Source organism: Motiliproteus sp. SC1-56 (assembly GCF_017309075.1).
Taxonomy (GTDB): Bacteria; Pseudomonadota; Gammaproteobacteria; order Pseudomonadales; family Balneatricaceae; genus Motiliproteus.
Genome location: NZ_JAEMGS010000019.1, coordinates 44,489 through 70,746, shown reverse-complemented (window position 1 = coordinate 70,746; position 26,258 = coordinate 44,489). Strand labels below are relative to the sequence as shown.

Here is a 26,258-nt window from a genome sequence, read left to right as displayed (position 1 = left end):
GGATCGACGACCTGGAGCGCTGCTTCGACATCGTGGCTGAACACAGCGAAACGGTGCGGCGCCTGATGACCATTCCCGGGGTGGGTGCGCAGACCGCCACCGCCATCGTCGCCTCGGTGGGCAACGCGCAGCAGTTCGACAAGGCTCGAGACTTTGCCGCCTGGCTGGGGCTGGTGCCACGGCAGTACTCCACCGGCGGAAAGCCCCGACTGGGGCGAATCACCAAACGCGGTGACACCTACCTGCGAACGTTACTGGTGCACGGCACCCGCGCGGTGCTGGCCCGAGTGGCGGACAAGCAGGATCGACTGAGCCAGTGGTGCAAAGGGGTGATCGAGCGGCGCGGCTATAAACGCGCCACCGTGGCGTTGGCCGCGAAAAACGCCCGGATCATCTGGGCGATGTTGCGATCAGGAACAGAATACAAAGCGTTCGCCGCCTGAGGCGGGCGGCGAACGCGAAAGTCACCCACCGGACATTGCGAGGGCAGCGGATGACGTAAGGCTCAGACCAGAACGGGTAAACCTGTTTAGCGCGGAGGCCATAAAGGCCGTCTAACGAATGAGGGCCCGTTCAGCGCGTTTCATCATGGCCAGGGCAGAGAGCCCAACAACAGGCCGAATGTAGAGCGGCAGTCCGAAGACCTTACAGACTCAGTGTAGTCCTTGCGGTGCCAGGGGGAGTCCATGTAGCCGCGCTAACGGGCTGGCGCTGCGTAGCAGCGACAGTCCAAGACCAGCGCAGCTGGGCTGAAAGTTGAGCGCCTTGTTATATGGCAACCCTGAAAACTAAAAAAGCTAAGCTGCAAATTGCGAATATACATAAGACACAACCAACCAGAAAGAAGAAGTTATGGTTAAACCGATCTAGCTTTTCAGGTTTTAATACCCGTTTTTGAAACTCTTTGTTTGAGCTAACTTTAAAACTCAAACCTGATAAAGGAACAAGGACAGATAGGGAAACAACTAAGCCTGATAACGAAATCCAATAATTAGAACTGTTTAGAAGCACTAGAACCAAAACACAACCGATATTCCAAACAGCCAAGCATGACCAATAATATTTTGACTTTAAATATCTAATGTTATTTTGCAATTCTAATTGTGACTTCAGCATATCATTGCCATATAACGCCGCAGTAACGGGCTGGAGCTGCGTAGCAGCGGAAGTCCGCGACCAGTGAAGCTGGGCGTAAAGTTGACTGCCTTGTTATGCACTCTTCAGGTTCCTCGAAAAGTACGCGGGTAGCATGATTAATGGCATTGCGAGGATTAATGTTGCATCGATGTCATAAATAAAAAAAGCTGCAACGGAGTGTAAAACCACAAGGCTCATTGCGAAGCGGCCTAAGCCAGCAAACCAGAAGAGAAAGCAGCAGATAAAACTAATAGAAATTGACGCGAGTGTAGAGAAGAAAAGCCAGCGCTCTGGGTTCTCGATTGACAGCGAGTAGGAGGCTTGCTCATAAGCCTCAACCCAAACGCTTTGTTTTCCAGGCAGCGCATAGAAAAGCATTAGATACCAGACGCTTAAAAACTGGAGCGCACCAAGCAAACTAAAGGCTGATGCAATGAAACGGGCATTCTTACTCTGTCGTTCAGTCATGATGCATAACGCGTTTCATAAGGGGCGCTGGCGTAGCCTGCGTCCCAGCCCAAAGGGCGACTTAATGTAATTGTTAGAAGCATTTTCAATTACCCGCCAACATATTGAAAGCCAAGCAAGCAACCAAAGTAACGGTACTCCATATTGCAATCTTGTCTAATGTAATCACCTGGTCAGTAAGATGCTTTTGTGCAGGCAGTAATCTTTCCTTATTCAATATGGCCCACCTAAGTCCATTTCGATATGTTCCGAACATTTTGATAGATGGCATTTCACTTCCCATGCCTGCGCTTTCGATAGCAAGTGACTGGCGCAGTTTTTTAGCTTAATCCATGCCGCCAACTGGCAAGTAGAGCCAACGATTATCAGCAAAAGTGCTACCCATCCTAGAAAGTATGCCATCGGTGACTTCTAACATTTTAATACTGAGCCGGCTCGTTTTGCCGTATTCATGCGCTGAATAGACAAGGCTAACAGGCTGAATGGAAGGAGTTTCTCAGAATCAGGTTACACCTTCTGCCTGTGAAAACGAGCCGGCTCATATATCTTGCTGGGCTGGCACGGTATCTCGGCGCCGCTCCTTCTTAAAGGGTTGATAATGCTGGATTATGCGTGCTGTTTCCAGTGAAAAACGAGCCAGGTTGGCTGACAAAACGCGCCAGTTCTGCCCGTGCTGGCAAATACACTGTATAAAAACACTATTTTTGAGTGTTGTGGCCGGTCGCTCGTGAGAGTCTGCTATCGGGGACGTTTTTCCGTCTGTCCCGGTCGCTCAAGTGGTCGTCTTTGTTCGCTGAACGATCCCCTACGCCCGACCCCTGTCCGCAAAAGCCGGTCCTTTACAGCTTGCCACCTTTTCACCCGATTTTGCACCGGGCGGTGGGCAAGTCTGGAATATAAATGGCCTGTTTTAATGCCTCTGACATCGGGACGAGGACGGCGGCGAAGGCATTTTTGACCTTCGCCGCACGCGTCCCGTTCGCACGCTCAACGCCTCGGTGGCCGGCGTCAGCGCGTCAACCGGTGTTGCGCATGCCGGTGGCGATGCCGGTCATGGTCACCATCAGGGCCTGTTCCACCGGTTGGGTAGGGCTGTGCCGGTCCCGGTAAAGCAGCTCTGCCTGCAGGTAGTGGAGGGGGTCGAGGTAGGGGTTGCGCACGTCGATCGACTGGCGCACCACGTCGTTGTCGGCCAGCAGCGCATCGCTGTGCTTGAGCCGGGGAATCTGCTCACGGGCCCGTTGCAGCCTTTCGCGCAGGGACTGCCCCAGGTCTTGCAGGTCCGGCTCGACCAGCCGCTGCTCGTAGTAGCGGGCAATGTCTGGCTCTGTCTTGGCCAACACCATTTCCAGCATCTCGATGTAGGTCTCAAAGAAGGGCCACTCCTTGAGCATCTGGGCGAGCCGGGGTTCATCCGCGTTCAGCGCGTGCTCCAGGGCGGCGCCGCTGCCCAGCCAGGCCGGCAGCATCATGCGGATCTGGGTCCAGGCGAAAATCCAGGGAATGGCCCTGAGGCTCTCCACGCCACCGTCCTGGCGCCGTTTGGCGGGGCGGCTGCCCAGGGGCAGTTTGGCCAGCTCCTGCTCCGGGGTGATCTGGCGGAAGTAGGGTACGAAATCCTCCGTGTCCCAGACCACCTGGCGGTATAGCCGGTGGGCCTCGGCCGCCATGCTGTCCATCAGTTGCCGCCACGCGTCCTGGGGAGGCTCGGGCGGCGCCAGGCTGGCCTCCAGCACCGCGCCGGCATAAAGCTCCAGGTTGCGCACGGCGATCTCGGGCATGCCGAACTTAAAGCGGATCATCTCCCCCTGCTCGGTGACCCGCAGGCTGCCGTTAACGGAGCCCGGCGGCTGGGCGAGGATCGCCTTGTGGCTGGGGCCGCCCCCCCGGCCCACGGTGCCGCCGCGACCGTGGAACAGGGTCAGCTCCACTTTCTGCTCGCGGCAGATCCGGGTCAGGGCTTCCTGGGCCCGGTACTGTCCCCAGGAAGCGGCCAGGGCGCCGGCGTCCTTGGCCGAGTCGGAGTAGCCGATCATCACCTCCTGGTGGCCGTCGATATACTGGCGGTACCAGTCGATCGCCAGCAGCGCCTGCAGGCAGTCGGCGGCGCCGTCGAGATCAGCGAGGGTCTCGAACAGCGGGGCGACCGGCATGGCAAAATTCACCCCCGACTCCTTGAGCAGCAGGCACACGGCCAGCACGTCGGAGGGGTGGGAAGCCATTGAAATCACGTAGGTGCCAAGGGCTTCCCGGCTCTGATGGGCGATGATTTCGCAGGTGTCCAGCACCTCCTGCGCCTCCTCGCTCGGTGTCCAGCGGCGGGGAAACAGGGGGCGCTTGTCGTTCAGCTCCCGCAGCAGAAAGGCCTGCTTGTCGTTTTCACTCCACTCCGCGTAGCTGCCGAGGCCGTAGTAGCGGGTCAGCTCGTCAAATACCTGGGTGTGCCGCTCCGCGTTCTGGCGAATATCCAGGCGCACGAGGCTGAGGCCGAAACAGGCCAGCCGGCGCAGGGTGTCGCGCAGGCAGCCGTCCGCGATTTCGGCCATGCCGCAGTCGCGCAGCGACTGGTCGCAGAGCAGGAGCACCTCCCGGAGTTCCTGGTCGAACAGGTAGGCCTGCTCCGGCGGTCGCCAGCCCTGCTGGAGGCAGCGCTGGGCCCAGTCGCGGGTGGCGACCAGGCGGGCGCGGGTCTGGCGCAGCAGCTCCCGGTAGGGCTCTTCCGACGGGCCCACGCGGGCGCGCAGCGCCTCGTTGCAGCGGTTCATGGAGAGTTCGTGGAGCAGGCGGGAGATGTCCCCCAGGAACAGGTCGGCGGCCATCCAGCGGGCCAGCAGCAGCACCCGCTGCGTGACCCGGGCGGTGACATTGGGGTTGCCGTCACGGTCTCCGCCCATCCAGGAGCAGAAGCGGATCGGCGCCGCATCGCTGGGCAGGCGGGTACCGCCCACGCGGACCAGCTCCCGGTCGAGGTTGCGCAGGAACTGCGGCACCGCTTGCCAGAGGGAGTTTTCGATCACCGCGAACCCCCACTTGGCCTCGTCCACCGGGGTGGGGCGCTGGCCCCGGATTTCGTTGGTGTGCCAGGCCTCGCTGATCAGCTGCTGCAGGCGTTCGTGCAGGTCCCGGCCGCGATTGCTCAACGGGTGCACCTGGTCGAGGGCCGCGAGGCAGTCGGCCATCGCCTCGTATTTCTGGATAAAGGTACGGCGGTTGACCTCGGTGGGGTGGGCGGTCAGCACCAGCTCGATCTTGAGTTCCGCCGCACGCTGCGACAACGCCTGGGGGCTGACGCCGCTCTTGAGGGTCTCGTCGATCACCTGGTCCAGTGCGTGGGGATCGGGCTTGGTGACCACCAGGCTGTTGCGCCGCCGTACCCGGTGATGCTCCTCGGCCAGGTTGGCGAGGTTGAGAAACTGGCTGAAGGCGCGGGCGATGGGCACCAGCTCCTGCTCCTCCAGGGCGCCGAGGGCGGCAAGCAGGGCGTCCGTGGTGCCGTCACCGCTGCGGGCCGACTTGGCCAGCTGGCGAATCTCCTCCACCTTGTCCAGAAAGGGCTGCCCGCGGTCCCGGGAGATGGTCTCCCCCAGCAGTCTACCCAGCAGCCGGACGTTATCCCTGAGGGGGGCCTGAAGATCCACCATGTCGGTCTCCTTGAACGAAACACTTCCGCTTATTAGCCTAGCTTAATGCTGCTGTGCAGCATAGAGGCCCCGCGCCGATCGACGCCACGTGATACATGCCGCGCAACATGACGGCTGGTTCAGCGCGGAGGCTCGCCCCTGCGGAGCGGCGACGGGCCTGGGTCAAGGGGGATGGGACGCCTGCGCGCCGCCGTTGTCAAGGTCGAAGCTTACCGTGGCCAAGAGGGAGGGCGTCGCTTCCCCGCTCCCGCCACCAGGCCAGGAGCAGGCGCGAGCAAAAGGCTGCGAGGGCAGGCTCGCGATGTTGCTCGCCAAGCCAGTGCAGCAGTTCGCCGAAGAGGCGCCGGTCGAGCTGTGGGTCAGCCGTGCCTTCGGCCAGGGCGCGCCGGCGTTCGGCCAGGCTGTGCTGGCGGGCCTTGATGATCCGCTCAATCAGGCTGTCCACCAGCGGTGAGCGTGGACGGTAGCTGAGGGGGCGCTGCAGGTCGGCCAGGGCCTGTTGTTCGATATGCAGGCGATCTTCGACCGCCTCCGCGGCCTGGTATCGGCGGCGCCAGGTGCGCAGGCGTATCATCAGTGGACGCAGGGCAGGGGGCACCCAGGGCAGCAGCAACGCCAGCTCCCGGTCAAAGGCGGCCGGGGTCGTGGGGCGGCTGCGGACCCGGGTATGGAGAGCGCTGCTCATGGCCGGCTCACCTGTTCAACCAGCCAGTCGACAAGGGCTGCCTTGATCCGCCTCTGCCGCCGGCGCAGGTTGGCGATGCGGCGCTCCGTGGTCTCGCTTGCAGCGCGGGCCTGGGTTTTCAACTCGGATTCGAGCTGCCGTAATGCCGCCTCGTTGCTTTTTAGCTGCGCCTCGGCGGTGCGTTGCTGCTCGTTCTCCAGTTTGCGGCGCAGGGCATCCAGCCGCAGTTGGGTTTGGCCGCGGGCCTCGCGGATACGGGCAACAGCATCGCGCTCCGCGGCGGCCAGCCGTTCTACGAACTCCTCAAGCTCCTGTTGTTTCATTGGCTCCGCGCCTTCAGCCGCTTCACCTGAAAGATCGCCTCCCGCTCCTTCTCTTCCAGCCGCTGTTCCACCCGCCGCCTCTGGGCGGACAGTTCAGGGATGACCACCCGGTTGAGGGCATTGACCTGCCGGTGGCAGCGTTTTAGCGCCACGGCGATCCGGCGCACATTGGTCTCTAACGCCATCAGTTCCAGCAGCGGTGGCAACAGGGATTTTAGTTCACCGCGTACCTGCTCCGGTGCGATCCCCACTTCGCTGGGCGTGCCGAGCAGGTCGAGCTCGTGCGGCGTCAACTGGAACGCGGCCCTGCGGGTCGACATCCAGGGGTGGCTGTGATCGGCGACCCGGTTGAGGGGCGCTACCCTGGCGGCCAATTGGCCGAGGCGAGCGCTATGCGCCTGTTTGCGGGCAGCCTCCCAGTGCATCCAGAGCGTTTCCCAGTCTGCGGTGAGGGCACGCCTTTGCGCCCGCGCCTCGCGCAGCCGGGCAATGCCTTCGGCCATCAGCAGGTCGCGCTTACGCTCCAGCAGGCCGACGCCGTCGCGGGCGACTTTCAATTCCGCCTTGAGCCGCACCAGCTCGGCCTTGGTGGACGGGCGCTGATTCTGGCCCGGCATCAGGGCTGCTCCCCGGGAGGCCCCTGCTCCAGCAGGGATCGGTGGTCGTCGATCAACTGCCGGCTGAGCCGGGTCAGCTCCTCCAGGGGCAGGCCGCCGAGCAGACGCCACCCAAGGTCCAGGCTCTGCTCGATATCCCGCTCCTGGCTCTCACCCTGGGCGATAAACTGGTGCTCCAGGGCGTGGCCAAACGCCAGGTAGGCCCGGTCGGTTTCGGTCAGGTCCTCCTCGCCGACGATCCGGGTCATCATCCGCACCTCCTCGGCGCGGGCATAGGCGGCGTAGAGCTGGTCCATCAGCGGGTGGTGGTCGGCCCGGGTCTTGCCCTCGCCGACCCCGTCGCCCATCAGGCGGGAGAGGGAGGGCAGCAGGTTGATAGGGGGATAAATCCGCTGTCGGAACAGGTCGCGGGAGAGGACGATCTGGCCCTCGGTGATATACCCGGTCAGATCCGGTATCGGGTGGGTGATATCGTCGTTGGGCATGGTCAGGATCGGAATCTGGGTGATCGACCCCGGCTTGCCCTTGATCCGCCCGGCCCGCTCGAACAGCGAGGCAAGGTCGCTGTAGAGGTAGCCCGGGTAGCCCTTGCGGGAGGGGATGTCCCCGCGGGCGGTGGCGACCTCCCGCAGGGCTTCCCCGTAGACGGTCATATCGGTGAGGATAACCAGTACGTGCAGGCCCAGCTCAAAGGCCAGGTACTCGGCGGTGGTGAGGGCGACCCGCGGGGTGAGCAGCCGCTCCATGACCGGATCATCCGCCAGGTTGATGAACGACACCGTCTGCCCCGCGATCTCCCGGGCGAAGCGCACCGCCACGTCGTGCTTGACGCCGATGGCCGCGAACACCACCACCAGCTCCCCCTCGCGCTCTTTTGAGCGTTCCTCCCTGCTAACGTCCGGGTGACTAACTTCCTGTCGATTAAGTTCCGGTCGACTAAGTTCCTGTCGACTAAGTTCCGGTCGTATGCGCGCCTGCTGGGCGAGCTGGATCGCCAACTGGTCGTGGGGCAGGCCGGAGGAGGAGAAAATCGGCAGTTTCTGCCCCCGCACCAGGGCGCTCATGGCGTCGATGGCGGAGACGCCGGTCTGGATAAAATCCTGGGGATAGCTGCGGGCCGTGGGGTTCAGCGGCGTGCCGTTGATATTGTAGAGGGCGCCGGTGAGCGGCGGCCCGCCGTCGATGGGCTCGCCCATGCCGTTGAGGTGACGCCCGAGGATGTTTTTGTCCAGCCGCACGCTGATGGGCCGGCCGAGAAACCGGGTGCGTTCGCCGTCCTGGCCCAGTCCGGTGGTGCCCTGGAACAGCTCGATGGTGACCTTGTCTCCGTCCAGCAGCACGACCCGGCCATGGCGGCGTCCGCCGGCACGGTCCACCACCTCGACCGCTTCGCCGTAGCCGATGCCGGGCAGTGCGGTGACCAGCGCCACCAGCGGTCCTTCGATCCGCTCCAGTTCGGTGTAGATGACCGGGTCGGGGCCTCTCTCTAGCGGGGGTTCGTGTTCGGCCATGCGCGGATTGCCTCGATCTCCTTCGAGCTCTGTTCGTCCTTGAGCCGGATCAGGGCATCCAGCTGGAAGTGGCGGGTCGCCTGGGCGGCCGGGGTCTCGTCGCCGAGCAGCCGTCGCACCTGTCCCATGATCACGCTCAGCAGGGCCGCCTGCTTCTGGGGTGATGCAAAGCGGTCGTTGGGGCTGAACGCCGACTGTTGCAAGAAGCCCTCCTTGATAACCCGTTCGGCCAGCAGCATTTTGCGCTGACGCTCGGAGAGTCCCTCTTCCCCCATGATGCGCACAACCCCTTTGAGTTTGTCGGCCTCCAGCAGCAGTTCCACCAGGGCACTCCGATCCTCGTGCCAGGTCTGCTCCAGGTTCTGCCACCACTGCGCCAGCTCGCCGGCATACTCGGAATAGGAGTCCAGGGGGTGAATTGCCGGGAAAAAGCGGGCGTAGGCGAGGTTGCGGTCCAGCATCCAGAAGGCTTTCACGAAGCGCTGGGTGTGCAGCGTCACCGGTTCCGAAAAGTCCCCTCCCGGGGGGGAGACGGCGCCGATGGCGGTGAGCGAGCCGGTCTCGCCGGCCAGGGTACGCACCTTTCCCGCCCGCTCGTAAAACTCTGCCGTGCGGCTGGGAAGGTAGGCGGGAAAGCCCTCTTCGGCCGGCATCTCCTCCAGGCGCCCCGAGATCTCCCGCAGGGCCTCGGCCCAGCGGGAGGTGGAGTCGGCCAGCAGGGCCACGTCCAGGCCCTGGTCGCGAAAGTATTCGGCGATGGTGATGCCGGTATAGATCGAGGCCTCCCGCGCGGCCACCGGCATATTGGATGTGTTGGCGATCATCACCGTGCGCTCGATCAAGGGGCGCTCCGTACGCGGATCGCGCAGCTGGGGAAAATCCTGGAGCACGCCGGTGATCTCGTTGCCGCGCTCGCCACAGCCGATGTAGATGATCACATCGGCATCACACCACTTGGCCAGGTTGTGCTGGGTCACGGTCTTGCCGGTGCCGAAGCCGCCGGGCATGGCCGCCGAGCCTCCCTTGGCGATGGGAAACAGGGTGTCGATGACCCGCTGGCCGGTGACCAGGGGGGTATCGGGGGAGAGCCGCTCGCTGACCGGGCGCCGGATCCGCACCGGCCAGCGCTGAAACATGTACACCGGGTGTGTTTCGCCGCCGGCATCGCGCACGCTGGCGATGGGCTCTTCCAGGCAGTACTCGCCCCTGTCGGCGATCGTGGCCAGGGTGCCGTTAAGGTGGGGCGGGAGCAGAATCTTGTGGGTGATCGCAGGGGTCTCCTTGACCTGCCCCAGCACCGCGCCGCCGTTGACCGCGGCGCCCTGTTTCAGGGCGGGCTCAAAGGTCCAGCGTCGGGTCCGGTCCAGGGCCGGCGCCTGAATGCCGCGCTGGATGCCATCGCCGGCCCGTTCGCGAAGCAGCTCCAGGGGGCGTTGAATGCCGTCGAACACACTGGCCAGCAGGCCCGGGCCCAGCTCAACGGAGAGCGCGCCCCCGCTGCCGGTGACGGGCTCCCCGACTTTCAGCTCGGTGGTGTCCTCGTACACCTGCAGGTAGCAGGCGTGGGGGGTGATGCGGATCACTTCGCCCACGAGACCTACGTCGCCCACGGCCACCCGGTCGCCCATGGCGAATTCGGCCGGGTGGTCACAGACCACCAGCGGCCCGCTAATCTGGGTCGTGTGCGCCGACATCGTCGAGCCACCGTTGCCAGAGGGCGGGCGTCAGCGTTTCCAGCCGTTGCTCCCAGGAACCGTCGATTGCCAGGTGATGCCGGGGATCTTCGAGGACGGCGCCCCCCAGCAGGGGCGCGACCGCAACCGCAAGGCCCGGAGAGGCCAGGGCCTGGTGCCAGGACGGGGACAGGCGCAGCCGCTTTTCGCCGCCGGCCGAGAGACGCGGCGTGGCCGCCGGCAGCCAGCGTTGCAAGTAGTCGGCAGGCGGGGCCTGTTCGCCCAGCCGCTGGCGCGCCGCTTGGATGATCTCGTCTACACAGTGTTGCTGGAAATCCCACAGGCGCTTCTGCTCGCGTTGGCTGATTTCCCGCGCGACATGGCGCTGCCGCTGGCGTAATCGGTTTTCATGGGCCTGGCGCTGGGCGTGCTGCCGTTGACGGGCCCGCTTCTCCAGTTTCTCTCGCAGTTCCCGGGCCTGCTGCTGGTAGTCGACGTCGATGGCTTCCAGCTGCGCGTTGAGCTTCCGGGCCAGGTCCTCGTGGAGCTGTTCAAGGCGATGGCCATCGTCCTGAAAGTCGTTCATAGGTGCACCTTACCGGCGCCGATGGCGCGTCCCAGCAGGCGGGCCAGGGCATCGTTTTCAGCGTCGGGATTTTGCGGGTCGGGCAGCCTCAGGTAAGGGGCGTCGGGGTGTGGCGGCGTGTCATCGGTGCCGATAAGCAACAGTTCCTCGGGTATCCCCTCGGCCTGGGTGATGCCAACCAGACGCAGAAGAAGCGTCTGGTCTTCGCCGGCGCGGCAGACCAGCTTCATGGTCAGAGCGCGGCGATGATGATGATGGAGATGATCAGGCCGTAGATGGCGATGCCCTCGGCCAGCCCCAGGATCACCAGTACCTTGCCGAACAGCTCCGGCTTTTCGGCGATGGCGGCCATGGCAGAGGCGCCGACCTGGCTGACGGCGATTCCGGCGCCGATGCAGGACAATCCGGTGGCCAGGGCCGCGGCCAGGTAAATCCCCCAGTGGGCCATTGGCGTGCTGTCGCCCCCCTCCTGAGCGACCGCCTCAGGCAGGGTGGCGACCAGCAGGGAGGTGATCAGAACCAAAGCCCCGGCGGTGGCGCAAAGCCCCCAAATCCATTTGCTGATACTGAGCGTACGCGTCATCGTGTCGTCCTTGTGGGTCGTAGCGGGGTAAAGACACAACCTTCGCCTGAGGTGAATTTAGTAAACAATTCGAAGAAGTGCAGGCGTATCACCTGGATCGCCACCAAGACGCCTTCCACCAGGGTGATCAGCAGGTTGCCCAGGATGAACAGGGCCCATGCCAGCCAGGGGATGCCGCTGACCAGGTCGACCACCACCAGCAGGGCCATTGAAAGGGCGATATGGGCGAACGTGAAGGCGGCCAGGCGGACGAACGAGAGGGTTTGCACCACGAACTTGATCACAAAGTCCCAGGTCTCCAGCAGCGCCTGGAAGAGCCGCAGCCCCAGCGGCTGTTGCCGTTCGGCGAAGGTCCTGTTGGCCATCACCAGTGCCAGCACGGCGAGGGCAAGGCCGCCCGCGACCCGGGCACCCTGCGTCCACTCCTGCCACAGGCACAGACTGAGGACGACCAGTGCAAGGTAAAAAACCAACCCCAGGGGACCGTAATCACTCCAGTAAAGCTGGCGCAGCCGGGCGCCCCGCCAGGCATTGAACAGTCCGATCGCCATGCCCAGGCAGAGCATGCCCACCCCGATCAGCACGCTGATCCCCAGAGAGACGAAGATTTCATTCATGGGGTGGTGGATCAGGGGGGGAATCCAGTCTTCCCTGGCAAAGACGTTACCGAACAGCAGTCCGAAAAAGGCCGCCGAGCAGCCCACCGGGATCAGTACCAGGCCGGCCTGGTGCCAGCGGTTGTCCCAGGACTGGGGACGGTTGTAGAGCCAGAGGCCGAGCAGCGCCAGCAGCGCCCCCTGGCCGAGATCGGCGAACATCATGCCGAACATCAGGCTGAAGGTGATGGCCAGCAGCGGGGAGGGGTCCAGTTCACGGTAGCCGGTGGTGCCGTATAACTTGATCAGGCTGGCGAAGCCGTCGAGGGCGGCGGGGCGGCGAAACAGGGTGGGTACGCAAGAGAACTCGAGCCCGCTCTCCTCGGCCGGGGTCAGGCAGTAGCGCTCCTCTTTCAGCAGGGTGCGGAATTGGTCGGTTTTCGGGGTTGGAATCCAGCCGTCGATGATTGCCCAGTCGGCGACCCAGCCCACCTGGTCGGCGGTATCCATCAGCAGTTGCAGCCGCTCGGGGGGCTGTGGCGGGGTGGGCGCAGGCGGTGGGGGCTGGTTACCGGAACGCGCCGGATCGACCTCGAGGTAGAGCTGCGCGTCGCTGGCCACCGCCCCCTCCGGGATGTTGCCCGAGGCGGGGACCTGGCCGATGCGGTAGCCCAGCAGGGTGTCGCGGGGGAGCTTCTGGAACAGCCTGGCCGCGCGCCTAAGCGGCAGCGCCTGCTCGGCCTGCTGCAGGGCGCTGGCCAGCACGGCTTTATCGGTTTTCTCTCCGAGGACTTGCTGCTCTATGGGCTGAAAGGCGTTGGTCTGGGCCAGGCGCTCCAGGCTCTGGGCAAGCTTCTCCCGGGGGACAAACCAGGTCAGGCGGCTCATCTCGGCAGGAAAGAACACGCGGGCTCCTTGCGGCGTGGGGTGGAATCACTGCTTATTTAGATATAGCGGATGTTCCTGCTGCGAGCGAAGCCTGGACCTCAGTCCGCCGTTTTGTGGGCGCGGATGAGCAGGTTACGGGGGGTGGTCCGGTAATCGCAGAAGGCGTCCAGGCGCACCGTGTAGCCCTGTTCCTCCAGAAACAGGCAGCGATCCAGCAGCAGCCAGAGCTCCAGCGGCCGGCGGAACAGGTGTTGTACCAGTTCGATCCGGTCCACCTGCCGGGCGCGCTGCTCCCCCGCCTGCTCAAAGGCCGCGAAGTCGGTTTCGTCGGGAAGCACGAGCCCCTTCTGGTGGGCCATCCAGGCGCACACGGCGGCAAACCCCTGGGAGATGATCCGTCCGGGAGGCGCGGGGCAGGGAAGGTAGCTGTCGTTCCGACGCAGCTGGCGCTGCAGAAGGTCAAAACCCAGGCGGAAGCGCAGCTGGCGTCGGCGGGCTTCGGCTTCGCGTTGCCCGGCGGTGACCAGCGCCTGCAGCGGCAGTTTCAGGTCGAGCCGCTGCAGCTGCAGAGAACTCTTTGCGGCCGCCGCGCTAAGGGGGCGGTAGGGGAGCTGCGAGGTGAGGTGGTAACAGCAGGGCGCGAGGCTGATATGGCGCGTGCCCCGATCGCTGGCCTGCTCAAGTAGGTGGGTATGGAGCTCGCCGCAGGCGTGGAGGGCGACGGCGTGTTGCTCGGGGTGCAGCTGATCGCTTGCTGCGGGGCTGAGTACATCCAGGGGGACGAACCGGCAGGGCAGCCCGCGCTGATCGGCCAGCTCTGCGCCCTGGGTGCAAAGCGCAGGGTCACGCTCCAGGCTGGTCACCGCCCGGTCGCGCTGAAAGGCCAGCAGGCGCCCGAGGTGGCCCTTGCCGGCGCACCACTCGAGAAAGGGGTAAGGGCTTTTGGCAAGCGCGCTTTCGAAGGCGGTGATCTGTGTCCATTTGCGTCCCGGGACATGGTTGCCAAGGGTCGCGGGCAGGGCCCTGTCCGGCGCGGGGGGCAGCGGGGCGACGTCGCTTAGGGTCTGCAGTTCGCCGGCTTGGGGAATAAAGGGCGCTAGCCAGCCGGCGAGGCTCCGGACGTCGCTCTGCAGCCGGCGCAGGGTCACCTCGTCCAGGCCGTTCAGCGCCGCCTCAAGCGCCGGGTGATCCGGCCAAGGGAACCGGTGGTGGTGGAATGGGCGCACCTGCCAGAAGGCGCGCGTCTGCTCAAGGAGATCGTCAAGGCGGGCAAAGCGGGCGTGGTGTTGGCTGGGCATGGTGCAGGTGGTGGCGTAAAAAAGCGCCAGTTTACCACTGTTACTCGCGCAGGGTGGGAAGGAGATCTAAAGAGGGGGTCAGGGGCTCGCCCCGCGCCTGCTTGTCGCGGATCTCTTCCAGGGTCGACTCCAGGTGCAGAAAACGCTGGGCATGACTGGGGTGGGAGCCGCCGGTCTCCTCGATGTAGGCGGGCTGGTCACTGGCCATACGGCGCCAGAACCCGGCTGCCCCCTGCAAGGACAGCCCGGCCCGGGCCATCAGGTAGAGGCCCAGGTGGTCGGCTTCGGTCTCAAACGCCTGGGAATAGCGCCGGTAGCCGCCCACGGCAAAGGTGCCGGGACTGGGGATGCCGTAGCCAATGGCGAGCAGGTCGAGCATGCCGCCGACCAGGGCGTTTTGCACGGTGCTCGGCACATGGCCGAGCAGGTTGTGGGCGAGTTCATGGGCAAGCACCAGGGAGAGCTCCTGGTCGCTGGTGGCGAAGCGCAGCATGCCCCGGGTTACAAGCACTCTTCGGTGGTCGGCGAAGGCGTTCACTTCATCGTCGGCCAGCAGCACCAGGGGATAGTCGCAGTGGGCTTGAGGCTGGATGGCGAGCGTCAACGCATGCCGGTCCCGGGAGAGCGTCAGCTTGGCGGGTTGATCCGTCGCCAGAGCGCTGAATTGTTCGAGGGCTTCGGCGGCAGCCTGCTCGCCGACAGCGAGTGGAGTCCCGTTGACGGACACCAGGGTATCGCCGGGGCGGACGCCGGCTTCCGCTGCCGGACTTTGCGGGGTGACCTGGAGCACCTGAAGCGCCTCCCCCAGTTGCCAGCGACGCAACGCGGCGTCGCGCAGTGGCCCCTCGAAACTGTGTTGGTTGGCAAAGCTGATACCCAGCTGCGGCTTGATCCGGTCCTCGTCGCAGAAGGGGAGCGCAGCCCGGGTCAGGGGCAGGGCCAGCCGGTTGAGCCGGGCCCGGCGCTGCTGCCAGAGCTCCAGTGCCAGCCCATGCTGTTTCTCCTTCTCCAGCGCCAGCAGGGCGGGAGGCGGGGCCGGGGGCCGTATCTGCGGCGGGCTGCAGGCGGTGAGGAGCAGCGGCAGCCCTAGGAGCAGGAGGCGAAGACAGGACACGGCGGTTTCCTATACTGGCAAGCGTCACAGTTAATTTAGACCGCATTAATTTGCTCCGCGCGGGGCGTTTTGCGAGTGCAACCCGCCTCGGTGGGCGTCCCCGCCCGGGGGCACGGCGTAACGATGTCGATGAAGGAGGTTGCCGTGAATTGCGCGATTTTCCTTGATATCAGCGGAGTTCTTTACCAAGACGGCGAGCCCATTGCCGGAGCCGTGGCGGCCCTGAACGCGCTTCAGGCGCGTCGGCTGCCGGTGCGGCTGTTGACCAACACGTCACGCAAGCCGAGGCGGCAGGTGTTGTCAGAACTCAAGCGCATGGGCTTCAACGTTGCAGCCGACCAGCTCTTTACCGCCCCGGGCGCCATCGCCCAACGCCTGAAGGCGCTGGGCCTGCGCCCCTACTGCCTGATCCATCCGGACCTGGCCGAGGATTTCGCCCGGTTTTCCCAGGAGGATCCCAACGCGGTGGTGGTGACCGATGCCGGTGAGTGTTTTGACTACGCCCACCTCAACCGTGCTTTTGAACTGTTGCAGGCCGGGGCGCCCCTGTTTGCGGTGGGCTTGAACCGCTATTTCCGTCAGGGGGATCGCCTGGCGTTGGACGCCGGGCCCTTCGTGCGGGCGCTGGAGTTTGCTGCCGACACCGAGGCCCAGGTGCTGGGCAAGCCGGCGCCGGCGTTTTTCAAGCTGGCCCGCGAGACCCTGCCGCCGGAGACCGAGCGCGTGGTGATGATCGGGGACGACTGGGAGTCCGACGTCAACGGTGCCTTGGACGCGGGCCTTGAGGCGGCGCTGGTGGCCACCGGCAAGTACCAACAGGGTGATGAGTCGCGGCTGGACAGCGCCGCCGCGGGACTGTTTGCCTCCGTGGTGGAGGCCATCGACTGGGTGCTGAGCGGGGAGTCGAACGCTTAATCCTGACCCTGCGCGAAGTCGTGGCCGTTCTGAACGCAGTCCGCCACGGAGATGCCGTCGCGCCAGTTGGCCCGCAGGTGCAGTCCGGGAAAACGGGTCTGGATTTTCTCCAGGCTCTCCAGGCGCTGCAGGTGGCCCAGGCTGTACTGGGGAATCGCCCGCGGCCAGCGGTTGACGCTGCAGAGTGCCGGATCGCCGCTGATTCCCAGCAACGGCGTGATATCCCGCAGCACCCGTCGTTTTACTTCGTCGTCGTCGAGGCTGCCCAGCTCGGGGTTCAGGGCGCCGCCGATAAAACAGGTCAGCAGGCAGTGATCCGCCGGGGCGCGACCGGCAAAGATACTGGAGGGAAAGAGTACCCCCAGGGTCTCCACGCCGGTGCGGCGGGGGATCAGAAAGCCGAAACCGTCCAGGGGGTGCTTGATCGCCTGCCGGGCAAAGCCCAGGGACACCGAGGCCACGTGCGGGTATTCGATGCTCTGCAGGGGGCTGGCAAAGGCCGGGTCCAGCGGTGCCAGCAGCGCCGCGGTCTCCGCCGCCGGCAGGCTCAACACCAGGTCGTCGGCTTCCCAGGTGCGTTCTCCCGACCGGACTTGCCAACCCTGCGCGCTGGTTTGGACCGAGTCTACCCGTACGCCGCACTGCAGGTCCTCGCCCAGGACTTCTTGCAGTCGCGCTGCCAGCACCTGCATCCCGTCGGCAAAGGAGATCATTTTGCCGGAGGGACCCGCGCCGCCGCGGTGTTTGTGGAACAGCATGCGGTTGATCATGCCGAGGATAAGCGAGCGGTGGTCGCGCTCCAGGGCGTAGACCTTGGCGGTGGCCGCCCGCGCCGAGAGTTGTGCGGGGTCGCCGGCGTAAACGCCGGAGACAAAGGGGTTGATCGCCCAGTCGAGAAACTCACGCCCCAGCCGGCGCTCGACGAATTCGGCCACGGACTCCTCGTTGGGTGCGCGGCCGATAAAGGGCTCGGCCAGCAGCCGCAGCTTGCCGCTGGCGCTGAACAGGGGGGTGCGGATGAAACTGCCCGGGCTCATGGGCAGGGCATGCAGCTGCCCGTCACGCAACACATAGCGTTTTTTGCTGGCGGCGTTGGCTTCAACGGGGGTGATGCCCAGACCGTCAAAGAGCGTTCCCAGGGCCGGTCGGTTGTTGAGGGTGGAGTTGGGGCCCCGCTCGATCAGAAAGCCGTTTCGGTGTTCGGTACGCAGATTTCCCCCGGCCTCTTCCCGGGCCTCCAGCAGGGTGACCCGGTGTCCGCGCTGGCGCAGAAACCAGGCGGTGCTCAGGCCGGAAATTCCGCCCCCGACAATCAGATACGAACGGCTCATAGATCCCTCTCGGAGTTTGTAAAGGCTGCAGTTGCTGCCTCACTATATCGGCGGCGGTAGAATTATCAATCGGGATCCGCCCACAGGGGTTCTGGTGAGGCAAATCGCCGCTGGCCTATAGTGAAAGCAACTGTAAAAGGGTGAGCACAATGGAATCTCTCGCGGTCACATTCGGACACGGCGATGTGGAGATCGAAGAGCGGGAAACCGCCTACCAGGGGTTTTTCAAACTGCAGCGTCTGCGTCTGCGCCACCGGCTTTTTGCCGGCGGCTGGTCAGCGTGGCAAAGCCGGGAGCTGTTCGTTCGCGATGATGCGGTTTGCGTGCTGCTGTACGACCCTGACGAGGATGCGGTAGTGCTGATCGAGCAGTTTCGGGTCGGGGCCTTGAAGGACAATGAAAGCCCCTGGCTGCTGGAGCTGGTGGCCGGCATTGTCGAACCCGGGGAGAGCACCGCCGAGGTCGCGGCCCGTGAATCCCGGGAGGAGGCGGGGGCCGAGCTGCTGAACTGGCAGCCGGCGCTGCGCTACCACGTCAGCCCGGGGGGCAGCCAGGAGCAGGTCGAGCTGGTCTGTGCCCAGGTCGACGCGACCCGCCTGGGGGGCTACCATGGGGCAGAAGAGGAAGGGGAGGATATTCGCGTCTGTGTGGTGTCGCGCCAGGAAGCCTACAGGGCGGTGTGCGACGGGCGTATCAGGAATGCACACACCCTGGTGGCGTTGCAGTGGCTGCAGTTGAATGTGACCGAGCTGCGCGCGCGCTGGAAGAACACGAGTGGCTAGCCCATGAGAAAGAAGTATGTCCCCGATCTGGCCCGGCAGATGGCTGACTGCGAAGCCAACTACCTGCGGCTGATGAAGCTGATGCCGGATCTGGACAACTGCGACAGGCGCACCTTCCAGGTGATCTGGCACCGTCATCGCGCGCTCATCGACCTGAGCGTCGAGGAGCGCTTTACCTATACCGCGACCGTCCGCATTCGCCAGCGTTACGAGCAGAGCGGCTGGGTGGAAATGCCGGATTTAGTTGTCCGGGTCTACCACGATGCCCGTATGGCCGAGGTGATCTGCCGCAAACAGCGGCGCCAGCTCAAGGGCAGTTACGCCTATCCCAACAAGCAGATGCACCAGCCGGACGAGAAAGCCCAGCTCAACAAGTACCTGGGCGAATGGCTGGCACAGTGCATGGCCCATGGCCACAGTTGCGATCATCTCGCCATCGCATGAACGCCATCGCATGCATGAACGCCGCCGTTAAACTCATCCAGATCAGCGATCTGCACCTGATGGCCGAACCGGCTAGTCGCTACCGGGGCGCGGACGTGGAGCGCTCGCTGCTGGCTGTTTTGGATGATATCGCAACGCGCCATGCCGATGCCGCGGCGCTGCTGGTGAGCGGGGACATGCGCCAGGAAGGGGGAATCGACACTTACCACCGTCTGCGGGGGTACCTCGACGAGCTGGGGCTGCCCTGGTACTGGGTGCCGGGCAACCATGACGATCCGCAAGTCCTGGCACAGGCCTGGGGCGCGCCGCCGCAGGCATTCGAAGCGGGGGTGTGGCAGGTGGTGCTGCTGGACAGCACCGCCCATCCCGACGGTCAGGGAGGCGGCGCGCTGGGAGCGCCGGAGCTGGCGAGGCTGGATGCCCTGGAAGGCGCGCGGCCCCGCTTGCTGGTGGTGCACCATAACCCCATGCCGGTCGACAGCCCCTGGCAGGATCCGATCAGTCTGGCCAACGCCGATGCGTTCTGGGCGCGGTTGCGACAGTTCACCGCCCCGACCGCGGTCCTCTTCGGTCACACCCACCAGGCCTGGGACCTTGCCCGCGAGGGGATCCGCTTGCTGGGTTGTCCCTCGACGGCGGTGCAGTTCATCAAGCGCCAGACGGAGCCGCGGGTGGTCGTGGAGGGGGAGGCGGCCCGGCCGGGCTATCGCTGGGTGCGTTTATTTGATACCGGTCAGTTGGAGAGTGGCATAGCGCGCATTGCAGTTGCTTAAATCGGCGTCCTTGGGGTATGGTCCTTTCCCCATTGGCCCCTTAATCGGTGAGCGATGCTGACCCCGTTAAGCTGCTGTAATCAAGGCGCTTCCAACCTGTATCGGGTTATGTTTTCGGGGCTTGCGAGGGCGTTCCCCCGCGGCGGGGAAAAAGACGCTACGACCGCCTGCATTGCCCGCCGTACCCGCCCGGTGTTTGCCACTCGACCCACCGGGCCCTGCGACAGAGACAACAGCAACACATTATGAACAGTACCTATACAGCTGAAGCGATTGAGGTGCTCAGCGGCCTGGAGCCGGTGCAGAAGCGCCCGGGCATGTACACTGAGACCGACCGGCCCAACCACCTTGCCCAGGAGGTGATCGACAACTCGGTGGACGAGGCGCTGGCCGGCCACGCTGACCGTATCGACGTCACTCTGCACCCGGACAACTCCCTGACGGTCAGCGATAACGGCCGCGGCATGCCGGTGGATATCCATCCCGAACACGGCATCAGCGGGGTTGAGCTGATCCTCACCCGGCTCCACGCCGGCGGCAAGTTCTCGAACGATAACTACCAGTTTTCCGGGGGGTTGCACGGGGTTGGTGTCTCGGTGGTCAACGCCCTGTCCAAATTGCTCGAAGTGACCATCAAGCGCGACGGCAAGGTCCACCAGATCAGCTTCGCCGACGGCGCCAAGGTGTCCGACCTTGAAGTGGTGGACAGCGTGGGCCAGCGCAACACCGGCACCCAGGTGCGCTTTCTCGCCGATCCCAAGTATTTCGACTCGCCGCGCTACTCCTGTGCCCGCCTGCGGCACATGCTGCGGGCCAAGGCGGTGCTCTGTCCCGGGTTGCGGGTCACCTTTACCGATCTCAGCGGCAAAGAGAAACAGAAGGACGAGTGGTTCTACGAGGACGGCCTCACCGATTACCTCAAGGGCGCGACCGCGGGGTTTGAAACCCTGCCCGCCGAGCCGTTTACCGGCGCCCTGTCCGGGGATTACGAGGCCGCCGAGTGGGCCGTGCAGTGGCTTCCCGAAGGCGGGGAGCTGACGGCCGAGAGTTACGTCAACCTGATTCCCACGGCCCAGGGCGGTACCCACGTCAACGGTTTTAGAACCGGCCTGCTGGAGGCGATGCGCGAATTCTGCGAAATCCGCAGTCTGCTGCCCCGGGGGCTGAAACTCAGCGCCGAGGATATCTGGGAACGCTGCTGTTTCGTGCTGTCGGTAAAGATGCAGGATCCGCAGTTTTCAGGGCAGACCAAGGAGCGGCTCTCCTCCCGCGGCATCGCCGCCTTTGTCACCGGTTGCGTCAAGGACGCCTTCAGCCTCTGGCTGAACAAGCACACCGAGGAAGGTGAGCGGCTTGCCGAGCTTGCTATCAGCAACGCCCAGCGGCGGATGCGCTCGCGCAAGAAAGTCACCCGCAAGCGGATCACCCAGGGGCCGGCGCTGCCCGGTAAACTGGCCGACTGCTCCGGTTCCGATGCCTTCCAGTCCGAGCTCTTTCTGGTGGAAGGGGACTCGGCGGGCGGCTCGGCCAAACAGGCAAGGGATCGTGAGTTTCAGGCGGTGATGCCGCTGCGCGGTAAGATTCTCAACACCTGGGAGGTGGATGCAGGCGATGTGCTCGCCTCCCAGGAAGTGCATGACATCTCCGTGGCGATCGGGGTCGACCCGGGGTCGGACCAGCTGGAAGGGTTGCGTTACGGCAAGGTCTGCATCCTGGCGGATGCCGATTCGGACGGGCTCCATATCGCGACCCTGCTGTGCGCGCTCTTCGTGCGCCATTTCCAGCCCCTGGTGGAAGCCGGTCACGTTTTCGTGGCCATGCCGCCGTTGTATCGAATCGACGTGGGCAAAGAGGTTTTCTACGCCCTCGACGAAGAGGAGAAGGGCGCCATCCTGGACCGGATCACCGCCGAGAAGAAACGCGGCAAGGTTAATGTGCAGCGGTTCAAGGGCCTGGGGGAGATGAACCCCATGCAGCTGCGTGAAACCACCATGGCCCGGGATACGCGACGACTGGTGCAGCTGACGGTGGAGCCCGAGGATGGCACCGATGAGATGATGGATATGCTGCTCGCGAAGAAGCGGGCCGGCGACCGCAAAAACTGGCTGCAGAGCAAAGGAAATCTCGCCGAGGTCATAGCCTAGGGGCCGGCAGGGCCCGAAGTATGGGAAATAAAGCGATATATGGCGACGAAATATAACTGGAGCCGGCTGCGGTTCCTGATCGTGGACGACCTGCCCAATTTCTGCAGTGCGTTGCGGGCGATGGTGACCTCCTACGGCGTCCAGGAGGTGGACGTTGCGCGCAGCGGCGACGAAGCGGTCAGTGCGATCAGCAAGACCAAGTACGACGTCATCCTCTGCGACTACAACCTTGGCGAGGGGCGCAACGGCAACGATATTCTCGAAGAGTCCAAGGTCCAGGGACTGCTCAAGGGCGGCGCCCTGTTCGTGATGATCACCGCCGAGAGTGCCGCGGAAATGGTGCGCGGCGCCCTTGAGTACCAGCCCGACGACTACCTGACCAAGCCCTTCACCAAGGAGGTTCTGCAGACCCGGCTGGAGCGTCTGCTGGAACGGACCCACTGTTTCAAGCCGCTCTACCAGGCCAAGAAAAAAGGCACCGTGGAGGAGGCGATCGCCCAGTGTGACCAGCTGCAGAGCCAGTACCCCCGTTACCGCGGCTATGCCCTCAAGATCAAGTCCGAGCTGCTGATGGAGAATGAGGAGTACGCCCGGGCGCGGGAGCTCTTCACCGCGGTGCTGGCGAAAAAGCCGATTGCGTGGGCCAGGCTGGGGCTGGGCAAGACCTACTTCTACGAAGGGGACTACGACCAGGCGCGGGCCGCGTTTGATGCCCTGGTCCAGGAAGACCGCGGTTACGTGCAGGCCTGGGACTGGCTGGCGCGCTGCCAGGAGCAGCTGGGGGATACCGAGGCGGCCCAGGCATCCCTGCAGGAAGCGGTCAAGATCTCGCCCATCAACGTGCGCCGACAGGCGCAGCTGGGCGAGCTGGCGCTGAAGAACAATGACCTTGAACGGGCGGAAATGGCGTACAACCGCACCGTGAAAATCGGCAAGCACTCGGTGTTCCGCTCCCCCGACAATTACCTGAGGCTTACTGAAATTCTGGCCAACCGCCTGGACGAAGCCGACGCCCTGACCAGCAAGCGCATGGAGACCAAGGCGCTGGGTACGATGGAGGAGTTGCGCCAGCTCTACCGGGGCAACCCGGAAGTGACGCTCAAGTCGCGGCTGGCCGAGCATCACCTGTATACCACCAAGGGCGCTTCCCAGGAGGCGGCCAAGGCGTTGCACCGGGCCTATGAAGTCTGCGCCCACGATGAAGAGGGAACCCTTCCCGCGCACCTCAAGGAGCGGCTCATCGAACACCTGGAGGAGAAGGGGCAGACGCACCTGGCGGAGCAGCTGGTGTCGGCCATGCAGCAGGAGGAGTCCAGCCACAACCTGCAGGCGGTGGAGCTGTACGACCAGGGCGACCTGGACGGGGCGCTGAAGATGCTGAAGCTGGCCGTCAAGGAGAAGCCGCGCAGCTTTTCCATCTGTCTCAATACCGCCCAGGTGGCCATGCACTGGATGGTCAAGAACGGTATCGACGCCGAGTTGATGGCCCTGGCCGGGGACGCCCTGGAACGGACCTCGGCCATGGAGGAAAGCGACAAGCGCTACAAGCTTTACAGCAACCTCAAGGCCCGTTACCAGAAATTGCAGCAGCGCGTGGGAGCGGCGTCGTGACACGGGGGGACGGGCTGGATTTTTCCACCCTGCTGGCGGCCTCGGTCCACGACATGAAAAACTCCATCGGCATGGTGGTTCACCTGATCGAGGAGGTCCGCGAGCGGGTGGCCGGCCAGGAGGAGGATTTTGGCCAGCTGCAGTTTGAGGCGGCGCGGCTGAACAACGCCCTGATCCAGCTGATGACCCTCTACAAGCTGGAGCAGTCCCAGTACGAGGCGCCCCTGCAGGAAACCTTCCTCGATGAGTTTATCGAAGATGTGGTGGTGATGAACCGCCCCTTTCTCGCGCCCCATGGGGTCGGTATCGAGCAGGTGGCGGATCCCCAACTGGCCTGGAGTTTTGATCGCGCCCTGGTGCAGGGGGTGATCAGCAGCGTGCTCAGCAACGTCATTCGCTACGGTGACGGCCAGGTCTGCGCCACGGCCCGACAGCTGCGGCTGGCCGCCGACGAGAAGGACGGCTACCTGCGGCTCACGGTGGAGGACGACGGCCCCGGCTTTCCCGAAGCGCTTGTCGGCCCGCTCGAGGCGCACCGGATGGGTGTCGACTTTATCAGCGGCAGCACCGGCTTCGGACTTTATTTCGCGCTTCAGGTGGCCCGCCTTCACGGTGAAGGCGAGCGCCGCGGCCATATCCGCCTCAGCAACGGCGGCGCACTGGGCGGCGGCTGCTTCGAGCTGTTTCTTCCCTGATCGTTAATCACTAAGTTATCTGGAATTCATGACTGGCACCGTAACTATCGATGAAGGCATAGAACGCCTCTCTCTCAAGCAGTACACCGAGAAAGCCTACCTGGATTACTCGATGTACGTCATTTTGGACCGGGCCTTGCCCCACATCGGCGACGGTCTCAAACCCGTGCAGCGGCGCATCGTCTACGCCATGTCCGAACTCGGGCTGCGGGCCGGGGCCAAGTTCAAGAAATCGGCGCGCACCGTGGGTGACGTGCTGGGTAAGTTCCACCCCCACGGGGACAGCGCCTGTTACGAAGCCATGGTGCTGATGGCGCAGCCCTTTTCCTACCGCTATCCGCTGGTGGACGGCCAGGGCAACTGGGGCTCGCCCGATGATCCCAAGTCGTTTGCCGCCATGCGTTACACCGAATCGCGGCTGGCGCCTTATTCCGCCCTGCTGCTGTCGGAGCTGGGGCAGGGCACCGTGGAGTGGGGGCCGAACTTTGACGGCACCCTCACCGAGCCGCTGACGCTGCCGGCCCAGGTGCCCAATGTGCTGCTCAACGGTTCCACCGGAATCGCCGTGGGCATGGCTACCGACATTCCGCCTCACAACCTGCGTGAGGTGGTGGCGGCCTGTGTGCGCCTGCTGGAAGAGCCCGAGGTCGACGATGCAACGCTGGCCGAGCTGCTGCCGGCGCCGGATTACCCTACCGAGGCGGAGATCATCACCCCCCGGGAGGAGCTGGCCAAGCTCTACCAGAGCGGCCGGGGCTCGATCCGCATGCGCGCGGTCTACAGCCGCGAGAGCGGCGAGATCGTGATCACCGCGCTGCCCCACCAGACCTCCGGCGCCAAGGTGCTGGAGCAGATCGCCGCCCAGATGCAGGCCAAGAAACTGCCGATGGTGACGGATCTGAGGGATGAGTCGGATCACGAGAACCCCACCCGGCTGGTGGTGGTTCCCCGTTCCAACCGGGTTGACGTGGAGGCGCTGATGGCGCACCTGTTCGCCACCACCGACCTAGAGCGCACCTACCGTATCAACTTCAACATGATCGGCATGGACGGTCGGCCGCAGGTGAAAAACCTGCGTGCCGTGCTCAGCGAATGGCTCCGTTACCGGATTGAAACCGTGACCCGGCGGTTGCAGTTCCGCCTGGATAAAGTGCTGGACCGGTTGCACATCCTCGAAGGCCTGTTGGTGGCCTTTCTCAATATCGACGAAGTGATCGAGATTATTCGCAATGAGGATAAGCCCAAGCCGGTGCTGATGGAGCGCTTCGGGCTGAGCGACCTGCAAGCCGAGGCGATCCTGGAACTGAAGCTGCGCCACCTGGCCCGGCTGGAAGAGATGAGGATCCGTGGCGAGCAGGAAGAGCTTGCCGCAGAGCGCAAGCGGCTGGAAACGCTGCTGGGTTCAAAAGCGAAACTGCGTCGGCTGATCAAGCAGGAGCTGGAAGAAGCCGCTGAGACTTACGGGGACGAGCGCCGCTCACCCGTGCGGGAGCGGGAGGAGGCCCGGGCCTTCAGCGAGCTGGACCTGATGAGCGCCGATCCCATCACCGTGGTGCTCTCCAAGCAGGGTTGGGTGCGCTCGGCCAAGGGGCACGACATTGATCCGGTGGGGCTGAGTTACAAGGCCGGCGATGAGTTCAAACTGGCCGCCCGCGGGCGCACCAACCAGTCGGCGGCCTTTATCGACTCCAATGGCCGGGCCTATGCGTTGCCGGCCCACACCCTGCCTTCGGCGCGGGGCCAGGGCGAGCCGCTGACCGGTCGTCTTAACATCCCCCCCGAGGCGGCCGTGGACGCGGTACTGCTGGACAAGGAGTCGGCCAACTACCTGCTGGCCTCCGACGCCGGTTACGGTTTTGTCTGCAAGTACGCGGACCTGCTCAGTAAAAATCGCGCCGGCAAGGCGGTGCTCAGCCTGCCCAAGGGGGCCCGGGTGATGCCGCCACAACCGGTTGAGGATGCCGAGCGCCAGCTGCTGGCGGCGGTGACCAATGAGGGACGCTTGCTGGTCTTCCCGGTGCTGGACCTGCCGGCGCTGGCCCGGGGCAAGGGTAATAAGATCATCAACGTGCCGGCGGCGCGGGCCGCCAGCCGTGAAGAGTTCCTGGTGGATCTTGCGGTGCTCGAGCCGCAAAGTGAGCTCCTGGTCCACGCCGGTAAGCGCTACCTGCGTCTGAAGGGTAGCGACCTGGCCCACTACCGGGGCGAGCGGGGGCGTCGCGGCAGCAAACTTCCCAGGGGCTTCCAGCGGGTCGACCGGCTGGAGGTGGAGGCGGGCAGCGCCGAGCCGGAAGTGGATGAAGGCGGTGACGCGTAACTAGCTGACCGTCGGCACTCGAAAGGCGCGGCCACTGAGGCCGCGCCTTTTTTGTGGTGGGCGGGTGATCGGCCCCAGACCAGGGGTGCGTGGCGGTTGCTCAGCACAAGTCAACAGGGCCAGCAA

23 protein-coding genes are annotated in these 26,258 nt (G+C 64.3%); 9 read left to right on the top strand and 14 right to left on the bottom strand.

The annotated features are described in order from the left end of the window. The coding region (locus tag JGZ97_RS16965) for an IS110 family transposase (RefSeq protein WP_207063889.1) at positions 1-443 on the top strand (443 nt) is incomplete at its 5' end. A 766-nt stretch (positions 444-1,209) separates the two neighbouring features. Here JGZ97_RS16965 and JGZ97_RS16960 read toward each other — a convergent pair. From JGZ97_RS16960 to JGZ97_RS16900, 13 genes are all read right to left on the bottom strand, one after another. Next, entirely contained in the window at positions 1,210-1,605 is a 396-nt protein-coding gene (locus JGZ97_RS16960) for a hypothetical protein (protein ID WP_207063888.1), read from the bottom strand. A gap of 1,016 nt (positions 1,606-2,621) precedes the next feature. Further along, a complete protein-coding gene (ppc, locus tag JGZ97_RS16955; protein WP_207063887.1) occupies positions 2,622-5,246 on the bottom strand; it encodes a phosphoenolpyruvate carboxylase in 2,625 nt (874 codons plus the stop codon). A 196-nt stretch (positions 5,247-5,442) separates the two neighbouring features. Further along, entirely contained in the window at positions 5,443-5,931 is a 489-nt protein-coding gene (locus JGZ97_RS16950) for a hypothetical protein (RefSeq protein ID WP_207063886.1), read from the bottom strand. Further along, a complete protein-coding gene (locus tag JGZ97_RS16945) occupies positions 5,928-6,254 on the bottom strand; it encodes a hypothetical protein (RefSeq protein WP_207063885.1) in 327 nt (108 codons plus the stop codon). The genes JGZ97_RS16950 and JGZ97_RS16945 overlap by 4 nt, the downstream gene beginning before the upstream one ends. Next, entirely contained in the window at positions 6,251-6,871 is a 621-nt protein-coding gene (locus JGZ97_RS16940) for a V-type ATP synthase subunit D (protein WP_207063884.1), read from the bottom strand. Before JGZ97_RS16940 ends, JGZ97_RS16945 begins: the two co-directional genes overlap by 4 nt. Then, a complete protein-coding gene (locus tag JGZ97_RS16935) occupies positions 6,871-8,382 on the bottom strand; it encodes a V-type ATP synthase subunit B (protein WP_207063883.1) in 1,512 nt (503 codons plus the stop codon). The genes JGZ97_RS16940 and JGZ97_RS16935 overlap by 1 nt, the downstream gene beginning before the upstream one ends. Next, positions 8,358-10,076: a V-type ATP synthase subunit A gene (locus tag JGZ97_RS16930; RefSeq protein ID WP_207063882.1), complete on the bottom strand. Its 1,719-nt coding sequence runs from the start codon at positions 10,074-10,076 to the stop codon at positions 8,358-8,360. The genes JGZ97_RS16935 and JGZ97_RS16930 overlap by 25 nt, the downstream gene beginning before the upstream one ends. Then, positions 10,051-10,641, bottom strand: a complete 591-nt coding sequence (locus JGZ97_RS16925; RefSeq protein WP_207063881.1) for a hypothetical protein — start codon at positions 10,639-10,641, stop codon at positions 10,051-10,053. The genes JGZ97_RS16930 and JGZ97_RS16925 overlap by 26 nt, the downstream gene beginning before the upstream one ends. Further along, positions 10,638-10,871, bottom strand: coding sequence for a hypothetical protein (locus tag JGZ97_RS16920; RefSeq protein WP_207063880.1), 234 nt, complete (start codon positions 10,869-10,871; stop codon positions 10,638-10,640). The genes JGZ97_RS16925 and JGZ97_RS16920 overlap by 4 nt, the downstream gene beginning before the upstream one ends. Positions 10,872-10,873: 2 nt before the next feature. Then, positions 10,874-11,224, bottom strand: a complete 351-nt coding sequence (locus JGZ97_RS16915) for an ATP synthase subunit C (protein ID WP_207063879.1) — start codon at positions 11,222-11,224, stop codon at positions 10,874-10,876. After that, positions 11,221-12,726: a V-type ATPase 116kDa subunit family protein gene (locus JGZ97_RS16910; protein ID WP_207063878.1), complete on the bottom strand. Its 1,506-nt coding sequence runs from the start codon at positions 12,724-12,726 to the stop codon at positions 11,221-11,223. Before JGZ97_RS16910 ends, JGZ97_RS16915 begins: the two co-directional genes overlap by 4 nt. Positions 12,727-12,806: 80 nt before the next feature. Then, positions 12,807-14,006, bottom strand: coding sequence for a methyltransferase (locus JGZ97_RS16905; protein WP_207063877.1), 1,200 nt, complete (start codon positions 14,004-14,006; stop codon positions 12,807-12,809). Positions 14,007-14,046: 40 nt separating this feature from the next. Further along, on the bottom strand, positions 14,047-15,120 hold the full coding sequence (locus tag JGZ97_RS16900; protein ID WP_207063876.1) for a M48 family metallopeptidase: 1,074 nt from the start codon (positions 15,118-15,120) through the stop codon (positions 14,047-14,049). Between the two features lie 144 nt (positions 15,121-15,264). On the opposite strand from JGZ97_RS16900, the gene JGZ97_RS16895 reads away from it, so the two are divergent. Then, positions 15,265-16,035 carry a TIGR01458 family HAD-type hydrolase gene (locus JGZ97_RS16895; protein ID WP_370584091.1) on the top strand — a complete coding sequence of 257 codons (771 nt, stop codon included), beginning with the start codon at positions 15,265-15,267 and terminating at the stop codon, positions 16,033-16,035. On the opposite strand, the gene hemG is transcribed toward JGZ97_RS16895, so the two are convergent. Further along, on the bottom strand, positions 16,032-17,366 hold the full coding sequence (gene hemG, locus JGZ97_RS16890; protein WP_207063875.1) for a protoporphyrinogen oxidase: 1,335 nt from the start codon (positions 17,364-17,366) through the stop codon (positions 16,032-16,034). The genes JGZ97_RS16895 and hemG overlap by 4 nt on opposite strands. Positions 17,367-17,515: 149 nt before the next feature. Here hemG and JGZ97_RS16885 point away from each other — a divergent pair, with 149 nt between their 5' ends. From JGZ97_RS16885 to parC, 7 genes are all read left to right on the top strand, one after another. Beyond that, on the top strand, positions 17,516-18,148 hold the full coding sequence (locus JGZ97_RS16885; protein WP_207063874.1) for an NUDIX domain-containing protein: 633 nt from the start codon (positions 17,516-17,518) through the stop codon (positions 18,146-18,148). Between the two features lie 3 nt (positions 18,149-18,151). Continuing rightward, complete coding sequence (locus JGZ97_RS16880; RefSeq protein ID WP_207063873.1) at positions 18,152-18,592, top strand: DUF1249 domain-containing protein; 441 nt, start codon at positions 18,152-18,154, stop codon at positions 18,590-18,592. After that, positions 18,589-19,365 (top strand): metallophosphoesterase, encoded by a 777-nt coding sequence (locus JGZ97_RS16875; RefSeq protein WP_207063872.1) that lies wholly within the window; start codon positions 18,589-18,591, stop codon positions 19,363-19,365. The genes JGZ97_RS16880 and JGZ97_RS16875 overlap by 4 nt, the downstream gene beginning before the upstream one ends. Positions 19,366-19,610: 245 nt before the next feature. Then, positions 19,611-21,509, top strand: coding sequence for a DNA topoisomerase IV subunit B (gene parE, locus JGZ97_RS16870; RefSeq protein WP_207063871.1), 1,899 nt, complete (start codon positions 19,611-19,613; stop codon positions 21,507-21,509). Between the two features lie 39 nt (positions 21,510-21,548). Then, entirely contained in the window at positions 21,549-23,120 is a 1,572-nt protein-coding gene (locus tag JGZ97_RS16865; RefSeq protein ID WP_207063870.1) for a tetratricopeptide repeat protein, read from the top strand. After that, positions 23,117-23,815, top strand: coding sequence for a HAMP domain-containing sensor histidine kinase (locus JGZ97_RS18560; protein ID WP_207063869.1), 699 nt, complete (start codon positions 23,117-23,119; stop codon positions 23,813-23,815). The genes JGZ97_RS16865 and JGZ97_RS18560 overlap by 4 nt, the downstream gene beginning before the upstream one ends. A gap of 28 nt (positions 23,816-23,843) precedes the next feature. After that, entirely contained in the window at positions 23,844-26,132 is a 2,289-nt protein-coding gene (gene parC / locus JGZ97_RS16855) for a DNA topoisomerase IV subunit A (RefSeq protein ID WP_207063868.1), read from the top strand. Positions 26,133-26,258 lie beyond the last annotated feature (126 nt).